Below are 12,703 nucleotides of genomic sequence, written 5' to 3'. Positions count from 1 at the left end.
GTGCGGGGGTGACCGGCGGGTACGGGACTACGCTGGGGCAGTGACCACGACGACCTCCGGCCTCACGGCCGTCCGCGCCGGTCTCCTCGACTACGAGGCAGCCTGGGAGGAGCAGCGCCGGCTGCACGAGTCCGTGGTGGCCGGCGAGCGCGGCGACACCGTGCTGCTGCTGGAGCACCACAGCGTCTACACCGCCGGCAAGCGCACCGAGCCGTGGGACCGGCCGATGGACGGCACCCCGGTCATCGACGTCGACCGCGGCGGCAAGATCACCTGGCACGGCCCGGGTCAACTGGTCGGCTACCCCATCCTGCGCCTGCCCGACCCGGTCGACGTGGTCGCGTACGTGCGGCGCACCGAACAGATGCTGATCGACGTGTGCGCCGAGTTCGGGCTGACCGCCGGCCGGGTCGAGGGGCGCAGCGGCGTGTGGGTCCCCGAGGACGACCGCGGCCCCGCCCGCAAGGTCGCCGCCATCGGCATCCGGGTCGCCCGCGGCGTCACCCTGCACGGCTTCTCGATCAACTGTGACTGCGACCTGGCGCACTTCGACCGGATCGTGCCCTGCGGCATCCGCGACGCCGGTGTCACCTCGCTGACCGCCGAGCTGGGCCGCCCGGTCACCGTGACGGACGTCCTCCCGGTGGTCGAGCGCCGCCTGCCGACCCTGCTCGCCTGAGCCGGGTCGGGCGGACGCCTCCGGGCACCGGCCCACGACCGTCGCCGGGTCCCCGCCGTCGGGGGCGAGCTGCTCGGGCAGGGACACCACGAACGCCGCGGGGTCGCGCTCCGGTCGCTGTGGCTGATTGGCGCGGCGCGGCACCGCCGCGCTGGCCCGGCTGCCGCGCGACGACTTCCCGTACCTGGCGGACACCGCCGGCACGGCCCGCACCATCGGTCCCGACGACGAGTTCCGGGGTGGGCTCGACGTCGTCCTGGCCGGGCTGCGGCACCGGCTCGGCACCCCGGACTGAGCGGAAGACCCTCTTGAGCGATTGCTCAAATCGCTCTACGCTCGCTCTTGAGCAGTCGCTCAAGAGCGAGGGGCGGTATGCGACCCGTCTACGTCGAGACAGTCATCGGCGCACCGGTCACCGAGGTGTGGCGGGTGACGCAGGACCCCGTCCAACACCGCCGGTGGGACGTCCGCTTCGGCCGGATCGACCCGCTGCCGGGTGGCCCGCCCGCCCGGTTCCGGTACGCCACGCGGGTGGCTCCCGGCGTCACGATCGCCGGCTGGGGTGTGCACGCCGGCGAGCGGAACCGGCCGGACGGCAGTCGCACCTCCGCGCTGCTGTTCGGCTCCGACGACCCGCGCTCGTTGATCGCGGCCGGTGCCGGCTACTGGCGCTACCTGCCGGGTCCGGACGGCGTGCAATTCCTCACCGGCTACACCTACACACCACGCTGGGGACCGCTGGGGCGCGCCGCCGACCTCGGGTTCCGCCCGGTGTTCGGGTGGGCCACCGCCTGGTCGTTCGACCGGCTACGGCTCTGGCTGGAGCACGGCGTCACCCCGGAGCGCGCCCGGCGCAACGCGGCCCGGGAGATCGCCGTACGGCTCCTCGGGGTGCTGGGCGCCGGGGCGCTCGCCGCCGGCTCCGGCCTCCCGGCCGCCACGGTGGCCCTCACCGTCCTCGGCACCTCGGTGGCCGCGCTGGCCGTACCGCCGCGTCCGCACACCCCCGCGGCCCGCCGCTGTCGGCGCCGACCACCGGACCGCCTCGCCGCCCGGGCACCCGAGGAGTTGGAGAAGCTGTGACCGCCGTCTTCCGTACCGCCCTGGGTGCCGACTTCGACCGGCTCCACCCCGAGCTGCAGCGCCGCTTCGACGTCGACGGCGACACCCACCTGGGCTGCGTGGGCACCGGGGTGATGGACCGCGTCTGGCGGGGTGCCGCCTTCACCCTGCCGTTCCTGCACCTCGGCACCCTGCGGCACATCCTGTTCCCGGAGACCGGCGTCGGCATCCCCTTCACCATCGAGAACTACGCCTACACCGACTCCTACGGCCGCCCGACGCTGACCTTCGTCCGGACCTTCCAGGTCGCACCGGACCGCCGGCGACGCTTCGACGCCACGATGGTGTGGAGCGAACGACGGGCCGTGCTGGTCGACTACCTCGGGACCCACCAGCACCTGGCGGTCGACCTGCACCCCGCCGTCGACGCCGCCGGCGCCCTCACGCTCCGCAGCGGCACCTACCGCGCGCGCGGCGGGCTGCGCTGCCCCGCCACCGTGACCGGAGAGGCCCACCTGCGCGAGTGGTACGACGACCGGGCCGGGCGGTTCCGCATCGAGGTGGCGGTGACGAATCGCCGGTTCGGGCCCCTGTTCGGCTACACCGGCAGTTTCACCGTCCGCTACCTACGGCCGGACCGCGCGCCGGTCCCCGCCGCCGTCCGACCGCTCCGGGAGAACCCCCGGGAATGACCGCCCCGAACCCGCCGCGCCGCCCGCCGAGTCGATCACGAGGTCTGCGTCGCGGTGACGGTTCACCCGTGACGCAGACCTCTTGATCGACCGGCACCCGTCGGGGAGGTTACGGCGTGAGGCGGTGCAGGTCGCGTGGGAAGGCGGTCACCTCCCGGACGTTGCGCGCGCCGGTCAGCCGGGCCACGAAGCGTTCCAGGCCGATGGCGAAGCCGCCGTGCGGCGGCATCCCGTGCCGGAACGCGTCCACGTAGCCGGCGTACGGCTCGACCGGCTCGCCACGCGACGCGAGCGCCGCCAGGTAGTCGGCATGCCCCAGTTGGGTGGGGAGGCCCGCGGTGAGCGCCGGCCGATACAGGTCGAACGGCGGCGGCACGGCGGGCGGGCCGAGCGGCCGTACCGTCGGCGCGGTGAGCTCGACCCCGGCGGGCGCCGCCGGGTTGGCGGCCACCGTGGCGACCACCTCGACGACGGTCTCCTCGGTAAGGGCCTCGACGGCCGCGCGGGCCTCGGGCTCGGTGACCACGACCTGGGCGAGCCCGGCCGCGTCCCGGAGGGTCAGGAAGGCCACCGACTTGAGCAACCGGCGGCGGTGGACCCAGCCGGCGACCCGCACGGACGCGCCGACGTGGGCGGGAAGCTGGGTGGTAAGGACGCGTTGCACGGCGGTCACCTCCTTGATCATCGCAACGCGATCCCAGGGAGGTGTGGGCGAGCGGGAACCTCGCGGTGCCACCACACCTTCGCCCCCGCCGGAGCGGGAGCCTCGTTCGTCGCCTTTTCACCGGGGCCAGCCGGGCGGGTCTACTGGGTGTTAAGAAGGGGCCCTTCCTCTACCGGAGGCGTTAACAAGGGGCCCTTCCTTACCGTTCTTCCCGCAGCTCGGGAGAGTGTTCGCGGGGATGGGTGTGACGGGGATTTTTGTGCGGTGGTGTCCGGCGTCACAAGGGTGGGGGCGTGACGGCGGTCGCCCGACGTACATCGACAGGCGCCGTCGGGCGTAGGCTCGACTTTGTGACGATCGAGCACTCCGCGCCGACGACCGGCCAGGCAGCGCGCACCGCGACGCCCGCCCCCGAGGGGCGGCGTCTCCTGCGGATCGAGGCGCGCAACGCCGAGACGCCGATCGAGCGCAAGCCACCGTGGATCAAGGTCAAGGCCAAGATGGGCCCGGAGTACACCCAGCTGCGCGGGCTCGTCTCGCGCGAGGGGCTGCACACCGTCTGCCAGGAGGCCGGCTGTCCCAACATCTACGAGTGCTGGGAGGACCGGGAGGCCACCTTCCTCATCGGCGGTGACCAGTGCACCCGCCGCTGCGACTTCTGCCAGATCGACACCGGGAAGCCGGCCGAGTTCGACGCCGACGAGCCGCGCCGGGTCGCCGAGTCGGTGGTCTCGATGGGCCTGCGGTACGCCACCATCACCGGCGTCGCCCGGGACGACCTGCCCGACGGCGGAGCCTGGCTCTACGCCGAGACCGTCCGGCAGATCCACGCCCTCCAGCCCGGCTGCGGCGTCGAGCTGCTGATCCCCGACTTCAACGCCGTTCCCGCGCAGCTCGCCGAGGTGTTCGGGTCGCGGCCGGAGGTGCTCGCCCACAACGTCGAGACCGTGCCGCGGATCTTCAAGCGGATCCGGCCCGCGTTCCGCTACGAGCGTTCCCTCGACGTGATCCGGCAGGCCCGCGCCGACGGCCTGGTCACCAAGAGCAACCTCATCCTGGGCATGGGCGAGGAGCGCGCCGAGGTCTCCCAGGCGCTGCGCGACCTGCACGAGGCCGGCTGCGAGCTGATCACCATCACGCAGTACCTGCGCCCCTCCCCCCGCCACCACCCGGTGGAGCGGTGGGTCAAGCCGGAGGAGTTCGTCGAGCTGCGCGAGGAGGCCGAGGAGATCGGCTTCGCCGGGGTGATGAGCGGCCCGCTGGTGCGCTCGTCGTACCGCGCCGGCCGGCTCTACCAGCAGGCCCTGGAGGCCCGCCGGGCCGCCCCGGTCGGCACCGCCGGCTGACGACACCCGACCGCCGCGTCGGGCACCGCGCCGCGCGGACCACCGACCGGGTGCCATGATCGGCCCATGACCACCGGGGTACGCGAGGAGCACCGCGCCGCGCTGCGCGCGCTGCCGCGGGCCCGGTGGTACCGGCTGCCCGACGCGCTGGCCCTCGTGGCGATCCTCGCGGGGGTCGCGTACCGCCTCGGTCTGCTGCTGCACGCCACGCCGCCGACCAACAGCGACGAGGCCACCATGGGGCTCGCCGCCCTGCACATCGCGCAGGGGCGGGAGTTCCCGGTCTGGTTCTACGGTCAGGCGTACATGGGGACGCTGGAGGCGTACCTGGCCGCACCGCTGTTCGCGCTCGTCGGGCCGTCGACCCTGACGCTGCGCCTGCCCACCCTGGCCCTGTACGCGGTGTTCGTCCTGCTGGCCTGGCGCCTCGCGGGGCGGCTCACCGGGGACCCGTGGTACGCGCTGCTGGTCGCCGTCCTGCTCGCGTCCGGCTCGGACCGGATCGTCAAGAACCAGCTCATCGCCGGCGGCGGGTACCCGGAGATGAACGCCGCCGGGGTGGCCCTCGCCCTGCTCGCGTACGACCTGGCGGCCGGCCGGCCCGGACGCGGGCTGCCCCGCTGGGCGGTGTGGGGGTTCCTCGCCGGCCTGATGGTGTGGGTGGACCCGCTGGTCCTGCCGTACGTGGCCGCCGCCGGGGCGGTGCTGGTGGCGTTCCGGTGGCGGGACCTGCGCGGCCGGGCGGGCGCCCTGCTCGGCCTCGGCGCGCTGGCCGGTGCGGCACCGCTGCTGGTCGACGCCATGGCGTCGGGGCGCAGCCCGCTCGCCGCCGTGCTGGCCGCCGGTGGCGCCGGTGAACCCGCCGGCTGGGCGGAGCGGCTGCACGGCGCGCTGGTGCTCGGGCCGGCGCTGGGCATGGGCTTCTGCTCGCCCGGCCGGTGCGCCGGCTGGCAGCTGTGGTGGTCGGCCGCCCTGCCGCTGCTCCTGATCGCCGCCGCCGTCGCGGCGTGGCGCCGGCTGCGCGCCCCGACGCCGCCGCGAGGTGTACCGACGGTCGCCGGCCCGGGGCGGCTGCCGGAAGCCGCGGACGGGCGACCCGACGAGGCCGGCGCGGCCCGTCCGGTCGGGGCGGCCCTCGCGCTGGCCCTGGTCGGGGCGGCCGTGCTGACGCTGGCCGTCTACACGGCGAGCAGCGCGTCGGGCCGTACCCCGGTCGAGAGCTCCCGGTACCTGTCCTGCCTGCTCATCTCCGTACCCGTGCTGCTGTGGCCGGTGTGGGACGCGGCCCGGCGGCGGTCGGGGCGGGCCGGTGGCGCCCGCCGGGTCGCGGCCGCGGCGGTGCTCGCCGCGACCCTCGGCGGCGCGGCCGTCGCCACCGGCGGGGCGGTCGCTGCCGCGCCCGCGCACCGGGCCGCCGAGGACCGGCACGCCGGCCTCGTCCGCGCCCTGCGCGCACTGGACGTCCGGCACGTGTACGGCGGCTACTGGACCTGCAACCGGCTCATCTTCGCCACCGGGGAGGAGGTCCTCTGCGCGGTCGTCGACGACGACCTGAGCCCCGGCCACGACCGGTACCGCCCGTACCGGCGCGCGGTGGACGCGGACCCCCGGGCGGCCTGGATCGCCCCGGAGGGCTCCCCCCTCGCGACCCGACTCGACGCGCAGCCGGCCAGCCGGCACACGATCCCCGGCTGGCGCATCTACCTGCCGGCCACCCGGACCACCCCGCCACCCGGCCGCTGACCGTCTCGGCGGTCAGCGGGTTTCGGCCAGCAGGCCCAGGCGGTGGGCGACGGCGGCGGCCTCGACCCGGTTGTGCACGTCCAGCTTGGCGATGATGCGCGAGACGTGGACGCTGGCGGTCTTCGGCGAGATGAACAACTGCTCGGCGATCCGGCTGTTGCTGTGCCCCTCGGCGACCAGCCGCAGCACCTCCCGCTCGCGCTCGGTCAGCAGGTCCGCACCGGGACGGCCCCGGTTCGCGCCGCGCAGCCCGACCCGCCGGGCGAGGGTCGCCGCCTGCTCGGCCAGCGGCGCGGCACCGAGCCGGTCCGCGAGCGCGGCCGCCTCCGCGACGGCCGCCGCCACCTCGTCCCGCTCCCCCGTCGCGGCGGCCACCTCGGCCAGCGCGAGCAGCGCCCGGGCCAGCGGGTACGGCTGCCCGTCGGCCCGCCAGGCCGCCACCGCCGCCCGCCACCGGGTCAGCGCGCCGGTGTCGCCGGCTTCCACGGAGGTCCGGGCGGCGGGCACGGCGACCGGACCGTCGGCGGGGACCGACCCCCCCACCGTCGCCGCGACCTGGGCGGCGTGCGCCCGCTCGGCGGGGAAGCGCACCGGAACCGCGGCGGCGAGGTCGGCCGTCCGGGCGGCGAGGTCGTCGTCGCCGACGTGGCGGGCGGCGCGGGCGAGGGCGGTCAGCACCGGCCAGCCGTACCGGGGATGGTCGGCGACGCTGCTGTCGGCCAGTGCCGCCGCCGCGGCCCGCCGTGCCTCGGGCCGGTCGTCGGCGGCGAGGGCGGCCTCCAGCCGCAGCTCGATCAGGGGCAGCCGCTGGTGCGGGTGCAGGTACGGCTTGGTGAGGAAGCTCAGCGACCGGCCGATCGTCTCGTCGACGGCCGGGTGGCCCTGGGCCAGCCGCAACGCGGCACACAACTGGAGCCAGTGCGAGCCGGTGACGCCCGGCGGGTCGATGCGGGCGGCGTCGGCGAGCACCTCGCCCGCCTCCGCCCACCGGCCCACGGCGAGCAGCGCCTCGGCTCGGTTGGACAGCAGGTAGGCCCCGGTCGAGCGGCTGATCCCGACCCGGCGCGCCTCGGCCACGCCGTCGGCGGCGGCGCGGGCCGATTCCTCGTACCGGCCCAGCTCGAACAGCACGTCGGAGATGTGCACCAGGGCACCGACCAGCGCCGGCGCGGCGCCGGCGGCCCGGGCCAACGCCTCGGAGCGGCGCAGCTCGGCCAGCCCCAGATCCGTCGCGTGGTCGGCGCGGCGCAGCAGCGCGACGACCTTCACCGGGAGCTCGGCGTTGTCGACACCCGAGGCGTGCGCCGCCGCGAGCACGTCGGCGGCCAGCAACGCACCCTCGGCCCGGTCCACGCGGGCGACGTGGGCGGCGACGTCGGCGAGCAGGTGCAACCGCTCGGGGCCGTCCGGCGCCCCGGCCGCCAGCCGGTACGCCTCCCGCAGCTCGGCGGCGCCGTCGCTCTTGCCGAGCATGGCGAGCATCCGGCCGCGCCGGTCGAGCAGCCGGGCGGCGCGCAGCGGCTCCGCGGTCCCGTCCACCTCGGCCAGCGCGGCCCGGGTCAGGGTGAGGGCGCGATGGTAGTCCCCGGCGGTGGTGGCCGCCGCGATCGTCTCCTCCAGCAGGGCGAGGTGGTCCATGCCGAGCCGGTCGGCCGCGTCGGGGACCAGCTCCCACAATTCCAGCGTCCGTTCCAGCAGCCGGCTCTGCTCGGCGTACGCGTAGCGGTCGGCCGCCGCGCACGCCGCCGTCCGCGCGGCGACCAGCGCGCGGGCGTGGTCGTGCGCGGCGTACCAGTGGTGGGCGATCTCGGCGGGCGCGCGCCCGGCGGCGACCAGGCGGGGCTGCGCCTCGATGGCGGCGGCCCAGCGGGCGTGCAACCGGGCGTGTTCCCCGGGCAGCAGCTCGTCGTGGACGGCCTCGCGGACCAGCGCGTGCCGGAACTCGTAGTCGCCCTCCGGGTCGGCCACCACGAGCTGGGCGGCGACGGCGGCGCGCAGCGCTTCCTCCAGGTCGGCGTCCGGCAGGCCGGCGACCTCGGCGAGCAGTTCGTGGGCGAAACGGGTGCCGCCGGCGGCGGCGATGCGCAACACCCGCTGCGCCGGCTCCGGGAGCCGGTCCACCCGGGCGAGCAGCAGGTCGCGCAACGTGTCCGGCAGGGCGGCGCAGCCGATCGGGTCACCCGCGGCGGCCAGCTCCTCGATGAAGAGGGGGTTGCCCTGCGTGCGGTCGTGGATGTCGTCGACCGCGCGGGCGGCCGGCTCGGCGCCGAGCAGGCCGGCCAGCACCGCCCCGGTGCCGTCCCGGTCCAGCCGGCCCAGCTCCATCCGCTCGACGCCCCGGGCCCGGTCCAGCTCGGCCAGGAACGGCCGCAGCGGGTGCCCCCGGTGCAGTTCGTCGCTGCGGTACGTGCAGACCAGCAGCAGGCGGTCGGCGCGGGCCGCCCGGACGAGGAAGCCGATCAGGTCCCGGGTGGAGCGGTCGGCCCAGTGCAGGTCCTCGATGAGCAGCACCAGCGGCTGCTCGTCGGCGAGGCGTGCGAACAGCTCGGCGACCAGGTCGAACAGGTAACCGCGCGGGGCGTCGGAGGACGGCGGCGGCGCGGCCCCGAGCGGGCCCCGGGCCAGCTCCGGCAGGAGCCGGGCGAACTCCGCCTCGTACCCGTCGAAGACGGCGGGGCCGTCGCGGCGCAACACCGCGCGCAGCGCCGCCGCGATCGGCGCGAAGGGCAGGCCCGCCTCGCCGAGTTCCAGGCACTGCCCGACGAGCAGCCGGACCCCGTCGGCGGCGCCGCCGAACTCCTCCAGCAGCCGGGTCTTGCCGACCCCGGCCTCGCCGCCGACCAGGACGGTGGTCGGCTCGCCGGCTCGGGTCCGCGCGAGCGCGTCCCGCAGTGCGGCCAGTTCACGCTGGCGGCCGACGAGGGTGGTACAGGCGGGGCGTGCGGTCACGGCACCGAGCATGCCACGACCGCTGCCGCCCCCGGTCCCGCCGGCGTCCGACGATCCAGTCGCGATCATGGATAGACCGGACGGCGTGGCGGGCCCTCCCGGCGACGTGGCAGGTCCTCCCGGCGACGTGGCGGGCGCGCCCACCCCCGTGATGGGCGCGCCCGCCGCCGGTCGGGCCGGGTGCGCCTCGGCGAACCCGGCCGGTGGGACCGGGTGCGCCTCGGCGGACCCGGGCGGTAGGACCGGCGCCGACGGTGCGGCTGATGCCGACGGTGGTGCCGGCGAAGCCGGTGAAGCCGGTGCCGCCGATGCGGCCGGCGCGACCGGTGCGGCCGGCGCGGCCGGCTGCGCGGTGGTCACCGGCGGCTGTCGCCGGGGCGGCCGGCGTGGTGACGCCGGCTCAGCCAGCCGCGGGCGGAACGGTGCGGCAGGCTCCGGGCCAGCCGGTCGACGGCGGCCTCGGCCCGCAGCTCGGCGGCGTGCGTACGGTGGACGGAGAGCAGGAACTCCGCGTCGTGGGTGAACATCTCGGGCTCCTCGTGGTCGTTGTCGTTTGCCGACTCTGACTCTCCGCCCGAAGGTGCCCGCGGGGCATGGGTGCACCGCCTGATCTTCGCCAGCCCGCCCTCCTTACCTCGACCGGCGGCCGGCGCTACGGCGACGTAAGGTACTCAGCCGCCCGCGGATCACCGGGGGGTGCGCCGACCACTAGACTCAGCGGCATGGCAAATCCCCAGGAGAAGGTGTCGTTCGGCCAGCGGCTGAAGCAGATCGGGATGGTGTTCCGGTTCACCGCCAAGCAGGACAGGTGGTTCGCGCCCCTGGCCTTCGCCGCGGTGGTCATCCCGCTCGCGCTGACCGTGGTCGCGTTCCTCGCCTGGGGCTGGCTCTGGATCCCGCTCGGCATCCTGATCACCCTGCTCTGCCTGCTGATCGTGCTCAACCTGCGGTCCAACCGGGCGATGATGAACGCGGCCGAGGGCCAGCCGGGCGCGGCGGCGCAGATCATGGAGAGCATGCGCGGCGACTGGCGGGTCACGCCGGCGGTCAGCTCGACCACCCAGATGGACATGGTGCACCTGGTCATCGGCCGGCCCGGCGTGATCCTGCTGGCGGAGGGGAACCCGCAGCGGGTGCGCGGCCTGCTCGGCCAGGAGAAGCGCCGGCTGGCCAAGGTGATCGGCTCGGCGCCGCTCTACGACTACGTGATCGGCCAGGAGGAGGGTGAGCTGCCCATCCGCAAGCTGCGGATGACGTTGATGAAGCTGCCCCGCAACCTGACCGGCAAGGACGTCAACGCGCTGGACAAGCGCCTCAAGGCGCTCAGCGCCCGGCCGCAGCTGCCGAAGGGCGCGATCCCGAAGAACATGCGGCCCCCGCGCGGTGCCTTCCGCCAGTCCCGCGGCCGCTGACCCACGCCGTACCCGGCGGGAGCCGGGCCCCGAGGGGGCCCAGCTCCCGCCGTCTCGTGGGCGGTCAGCGGGGGGCGGAGGTGACGACGGAGGCGGCGGCGCGGTCGTGCAGGCCGCGACGGTTGGCGTCCATGATCAGGGCGGGTACCACGAGGGCGAGCAGGACGCCGCGCAGCAGCCCGCGGAGCACCCCGATCCGGCCACCGTCGGCCCAGGACACGCAGCGGACCCTCGTGATGAACATGCCCGGGGTCTGGGCGAAGAGGCCGAGGAAGAAGCCGTACTCGACGATCAGGACCAGCACCGGCGCCCAGCCCTCGGTCACCGGGTCGGCGAAGCCCCGGGCGACCAGCAGGCAGAGCACCCAGTCGATCACCAGCGCGCCGAAACGCCGGCCCAGGCCGGGCGGCGTGAAAGTCGGATCCGAGGCGGGCGGTACGGGGCGGTCGGCCGGGTTCGTCACAACGGACAAGGGTAGTCAGGCGGCCGGGCCGGGACCGGCCACCCCGGGACGCAAAAACGGACCAAGCATGGCAGTTGTCACTACACTGGCACAGCCGGACGCCTCCCACCGGCCGGCCAGGTGCGGTTGAGCCGCGCGGATGACGCTCCGCGAGGGACGTAACACGGCAGAAACACCGAAGACATGGCCGGGCAACCGCGCGGCCATAGCGTCGCCAGAAGCCCAGCCACCCAGTGGACGTGCCAGGAGGACGAGTGTTCGCCAATCCCGAGGAACTCCTGCGTTACCTCAAGAACGAGGACGTGAAGTTCGTCGACGTACGTTTCTGTGACCTGCCCGGCGTGATGCAGCACTTCAACCTGCCGGTCGAGTCGGTCGCCGACGACCTCTTCACCGACGGCCTCGCCTTCGACGGGTCGTCCATCCGCGGTTTCCAGGCCATCCACGAGTCGGACATGCTCCTGCTCCCGGACGTCGCCACCGCCTTCATCGACCCGTTCCGCGCGCAGAAGACCCTCGCGTTGAACTTCTTCATCCACGACCCGTTCACCCGCGAGGCGTACACCCGCGACCCGCGGAACGTGGCGAAGAAGGCCGAGGCCTACCTGGCGGCGAGCGGCATCGCCGACACCGCGTACTTCGGCCCGGAGGCCGAGTTCTACATCTTCGACTCGATCCGCCACGAGACCTCGGCGCACCAGGCGTTCTACTACATCGACTCGATCGAGGGCGCCTGGAACACCGGCCGTGAGGAGGTGGGCGGCAACCGCGGCTACAAGACCGCGTACAAGGGCGGCTACTTCCCGGTGCCGCCGGTCGACCACTACGCCGACCTGCGCGACAGCATCGTCCGCCGGCTCGTCGACACCGGCTTCACCGTGGAGCGCTCGCACCACGAGGTGGGCACCGCCGGCCAGGCCGAGATCAACTACAAGTTCTCCACCCTGCTGCACGCCGGTGACCAGCTCCAGCTGTTCAAGTACATCGTGAAGAACGAGGCCTGGGCCAACGGCAAGACCGCGACCTTCATGCCCAAGCCGCTCTTCGGTGACAACGGCTCCGGCATGCACACCCACCAGAGCCTCTGGCTCAACGGCGAGCCGCTGTTCTACGACGAGACCGGCTACGCCGGCCTGTCCGACACCGCCCGCTGGTACATCGGCGGCCTGCTGCACCACGCCCCGTCGCTGCTGGCCTTCACCAACCCGACGGTCAACTCGTACCGCCGCCTGGTGCCGGGGTTCGAGGCGCCGGTCAACCTGGTCTACTCCCAGCGCAACCGCTCCGCCTGCACCCGGATCCCGGTGACCGGCAGCAACCCGAAGGCCAAGCGGGTCGAGTTCCGCGTGCCGGACCCCTCGGCGAACGTCTACCTGGCCTTCTCTGCCATGCTGATGGCCGGCCTGGACGGCATCAAGAACAAGATCGAGCCGCCGGCGCCGATCGACAAGGACCTGTACGACCTGCCCCCGGAGGAGTGGGGCGACGTCAAGCAGGTGCCGGGCTCGCTGCCGGAGGTGCTCGACGCGCTCGAGGCCGACCACGACTACCTGCTCGACGGCGGCGTGTTCACGCCGGACCTGATCTCGACCTGGGTCGAGTGGAAGCGGGCCAACGAGGTCGACCCGGTGCGCCTGCGCCCGACCCCGCACGAGTTCGCGATGTACTTCGACTGCTGACCACCCACCAGCAC

12 protein-coding genes are annotated in these 12,703 nt (G+C 74.6%); 8 read left to right on the top strand and 4 right to left on the bottom strand.

The window, feature by feature from the left end; translation table 11 throughout:
• The first annotated feature begins 40 nt into the window (after positions 1-40).
• The 4 genes from lipB to AB0873_RS07400 all read left to right on the top strand — a co-directional run bounded on the left by lipB (position 41) and on the right by AB0873_RS07400 (position 2,433).
• On the top strand, positions 41-679 hold the full coding sequence (lipB, locus tag AB0873_RS07415; RefSeq protein WP_366598861.1) for a lipoyl(octanoyl) transferase LipB: 639 nt from the start codon (positions 41-43) through the stop codon (positions 677-679).
• 127 nt (positions 680-806) lie between these two features.
• Positions 807-974, top strand: coding sequence for a hypothetical protein (locus AB0873_RS07410; RefSeq protein ID WP_366598860.1), 168 nt, complete (start codon positions 807-809; stop codon positions 972-974).
• Positions 975-1,051: 77 nt separating this feature from the next.
• A complete protein-coding gene (locus tag AB0873_RS07405) occupies positions 1,052-1,762 on the top strand; it encodes a hypothetical protein (protein ID WP_366598859.1) in 711 nt (236 codons plus the stop codon).
• Positions 1,759-2,433 (top strand): DUF4166 domain-containing protein, encoded by a 675-nt coding sequence (locus AB0873_RS07400; RefSeq protein ID WP_366598858.1) that lies wholly within the window; start codon positions 1,759-1,761, stop codon positions 2,431-2,433. Before AB0873_RS07405 ends, AB0873_RS07400 begins: the two co-directional genes overlap by 4 nt.
• A 109-nt stretch (positions 2,434-2,542) precedes the next feature.
• Here AB0873_RS07400 and AB0873_RS07395 read toward each other — a convergent pair whose 3' ends face one another.
• Positions 2,543-3,097, bottom strand: a complete 555-nt coding sequence (locus AB0873_RS07395; RefSeq protein WP_366598857.1) for an amino acid--tRNA ligase-related protein — start codon at positions 3,095-3,097, stop codon at positions 2,543-2,545.
• Between the two features lie 293 nt (positions 3,098-3,390).
• On the opposite strand from AB0873_RS07395, the gene lipA reads away from it, so the two are divergent.
• On the top strand, positions 3,391-4,443 hold the full coding sequence (gene lipA, locus AB0873_RS07390; protein ID WP_366598856.1) for a lipoyl synthase: 1,053 nt from the start codon (positions 3,391-3,393) through the stop codon (positions 4,441-4,443).
• A gap of 66 nt (positions 4,444-4,509) precedes the next feature.
• Positions 4,510-6,186 (top strand): hypothetical protein, encoded by a 1,677-nt coding sequence (locus AB0873_RS07385; RefSeq protein ID WP_366598855.1) that lies wholly within the window; start codon positions 4,510-4,512, stop codon positions 6,184-6,186.
• Between the two features lie 12 nt (positions 6,187-6,198).
• On the opposite strand, the gene AB0873_RS07380 is transcribed toward AB0873_RS07385, so the two are convergent.
• Positions 6,199-9,135, bottom strand: a complete 2,937-nt coding sequence (locus tag AB0873_RS07380; protein WP_366598854.1) for an AAA family ATPase — start codon at positions 9,133-9,135, stop codon at positions 6,199-6,201.
• Positions 9,136-9,491: 356 nt separating this feature from the next.
• Positions 9,492-9,662, bottom strand: a complete 171-nt coding sequence (locus AB0873_RS07375) for a hypothetical protein (RefSeq protein WP_196255862.1) — start codon at positions 9,660-9,662, stop codon at positions 9,492-9,494.
• A 195-nt stretch (positions 9,663-9,857) separates the two neighbouring features.
• Here AB0873_RS07375 and AB0873_RS07370 point away from each other — a divergent pair, with 195 nt between their 5' ends.
• Positions 9,858-10,547 carry a DUF4191 domain-containing protein gene (locus AB0873_RS07370; protein WP_366598853.1) on the top strand — a complete coding sequence of 230 codons (690 nt, stop codon included), beginning with the start codon at positions 9,858-9,860 and terminating at the stop codon, positions 10,545-10,547.
• 64 nt (positions 10,548-10,611) lie between these two features.
• On the opposite strand, the gene AB0873_RS07365 is transcribed toward AB0873_RS07370, so the two are convergent.
• Positions 10,612-10,947, bottom strand: coding sequence for an RDD family protein (locus AB0873_RS07365; RefSeq protein WP_366599012.1), 336 nt, complete (start codon positions 10,945-10,947; stop codon positions 10,612-10,614).
• A 317-nt stretch (positions 10,948-11,264) separates the two neighbouring features.
• Here AB0873_RS07365 and glnA point away from each other — a divergent pair, with 317 nt between their 5' ends.
• On the top strand, positions 11,265-12,689 hold the full coding sequence (glnA, locus tag AB0873_RS07360) for a type I glutamate--ammonia ligase (RefSeq protein WP_155330947.1): 1,425 nt from the start codon (positions 11,265-11,267) through the stop codon (positions 12,687-12,689).
• The last annotated feature ends 14 nt before the right edge of the window (positions 12,690-12,703 follow it).

Origin of the sequence: Micromonospora sp. NPDC047707 (assembly GCF_040704235.1) — a bacterium.
Lineage (GTDB): Bacteria > Actinomycetota > Actinomycetes > Mycobacteriales > Micromonosporaceae > Micromonospora.
Note: the sequence above shows the minus strand (reverse complement) of the source record. Positions and strands in the feature narration are given on the sequence as shown.

Excerpts from the sequence above, each read along its gene's own strand:
- AB0873_RS07375 (WP_196255862.1), bottom strand. The coding sequence starts at position 9,662 with ATGTTCACCCACGACGCGGAGTTCCTGCTCTCCGTCCACCGTACGCAC.
- AB0873_RS07385 (WP_366598855.1), top strand. The coding sequence starts at position 4,510 with ATGACCACCGGGGTACGCGAGGAGCACCGCGCCGCGCTGCGCGCGCTG.
- AB0873_RS07370 (WP_366598853.1), top strand. The coding sequence starts at position 9,858 with ATGGCAAATCCCCAGGAGAAGGTGTCGTTCGGCCAGCGGCTGAAGCAG.
- AB0873_RS07405 (WP_366598859.1), top strand. The coding sequence starts at position 1,052 with ATGCGACCCGTCTACGTCGAGACAGTCATCGGCGCACCGGTCACCGAG.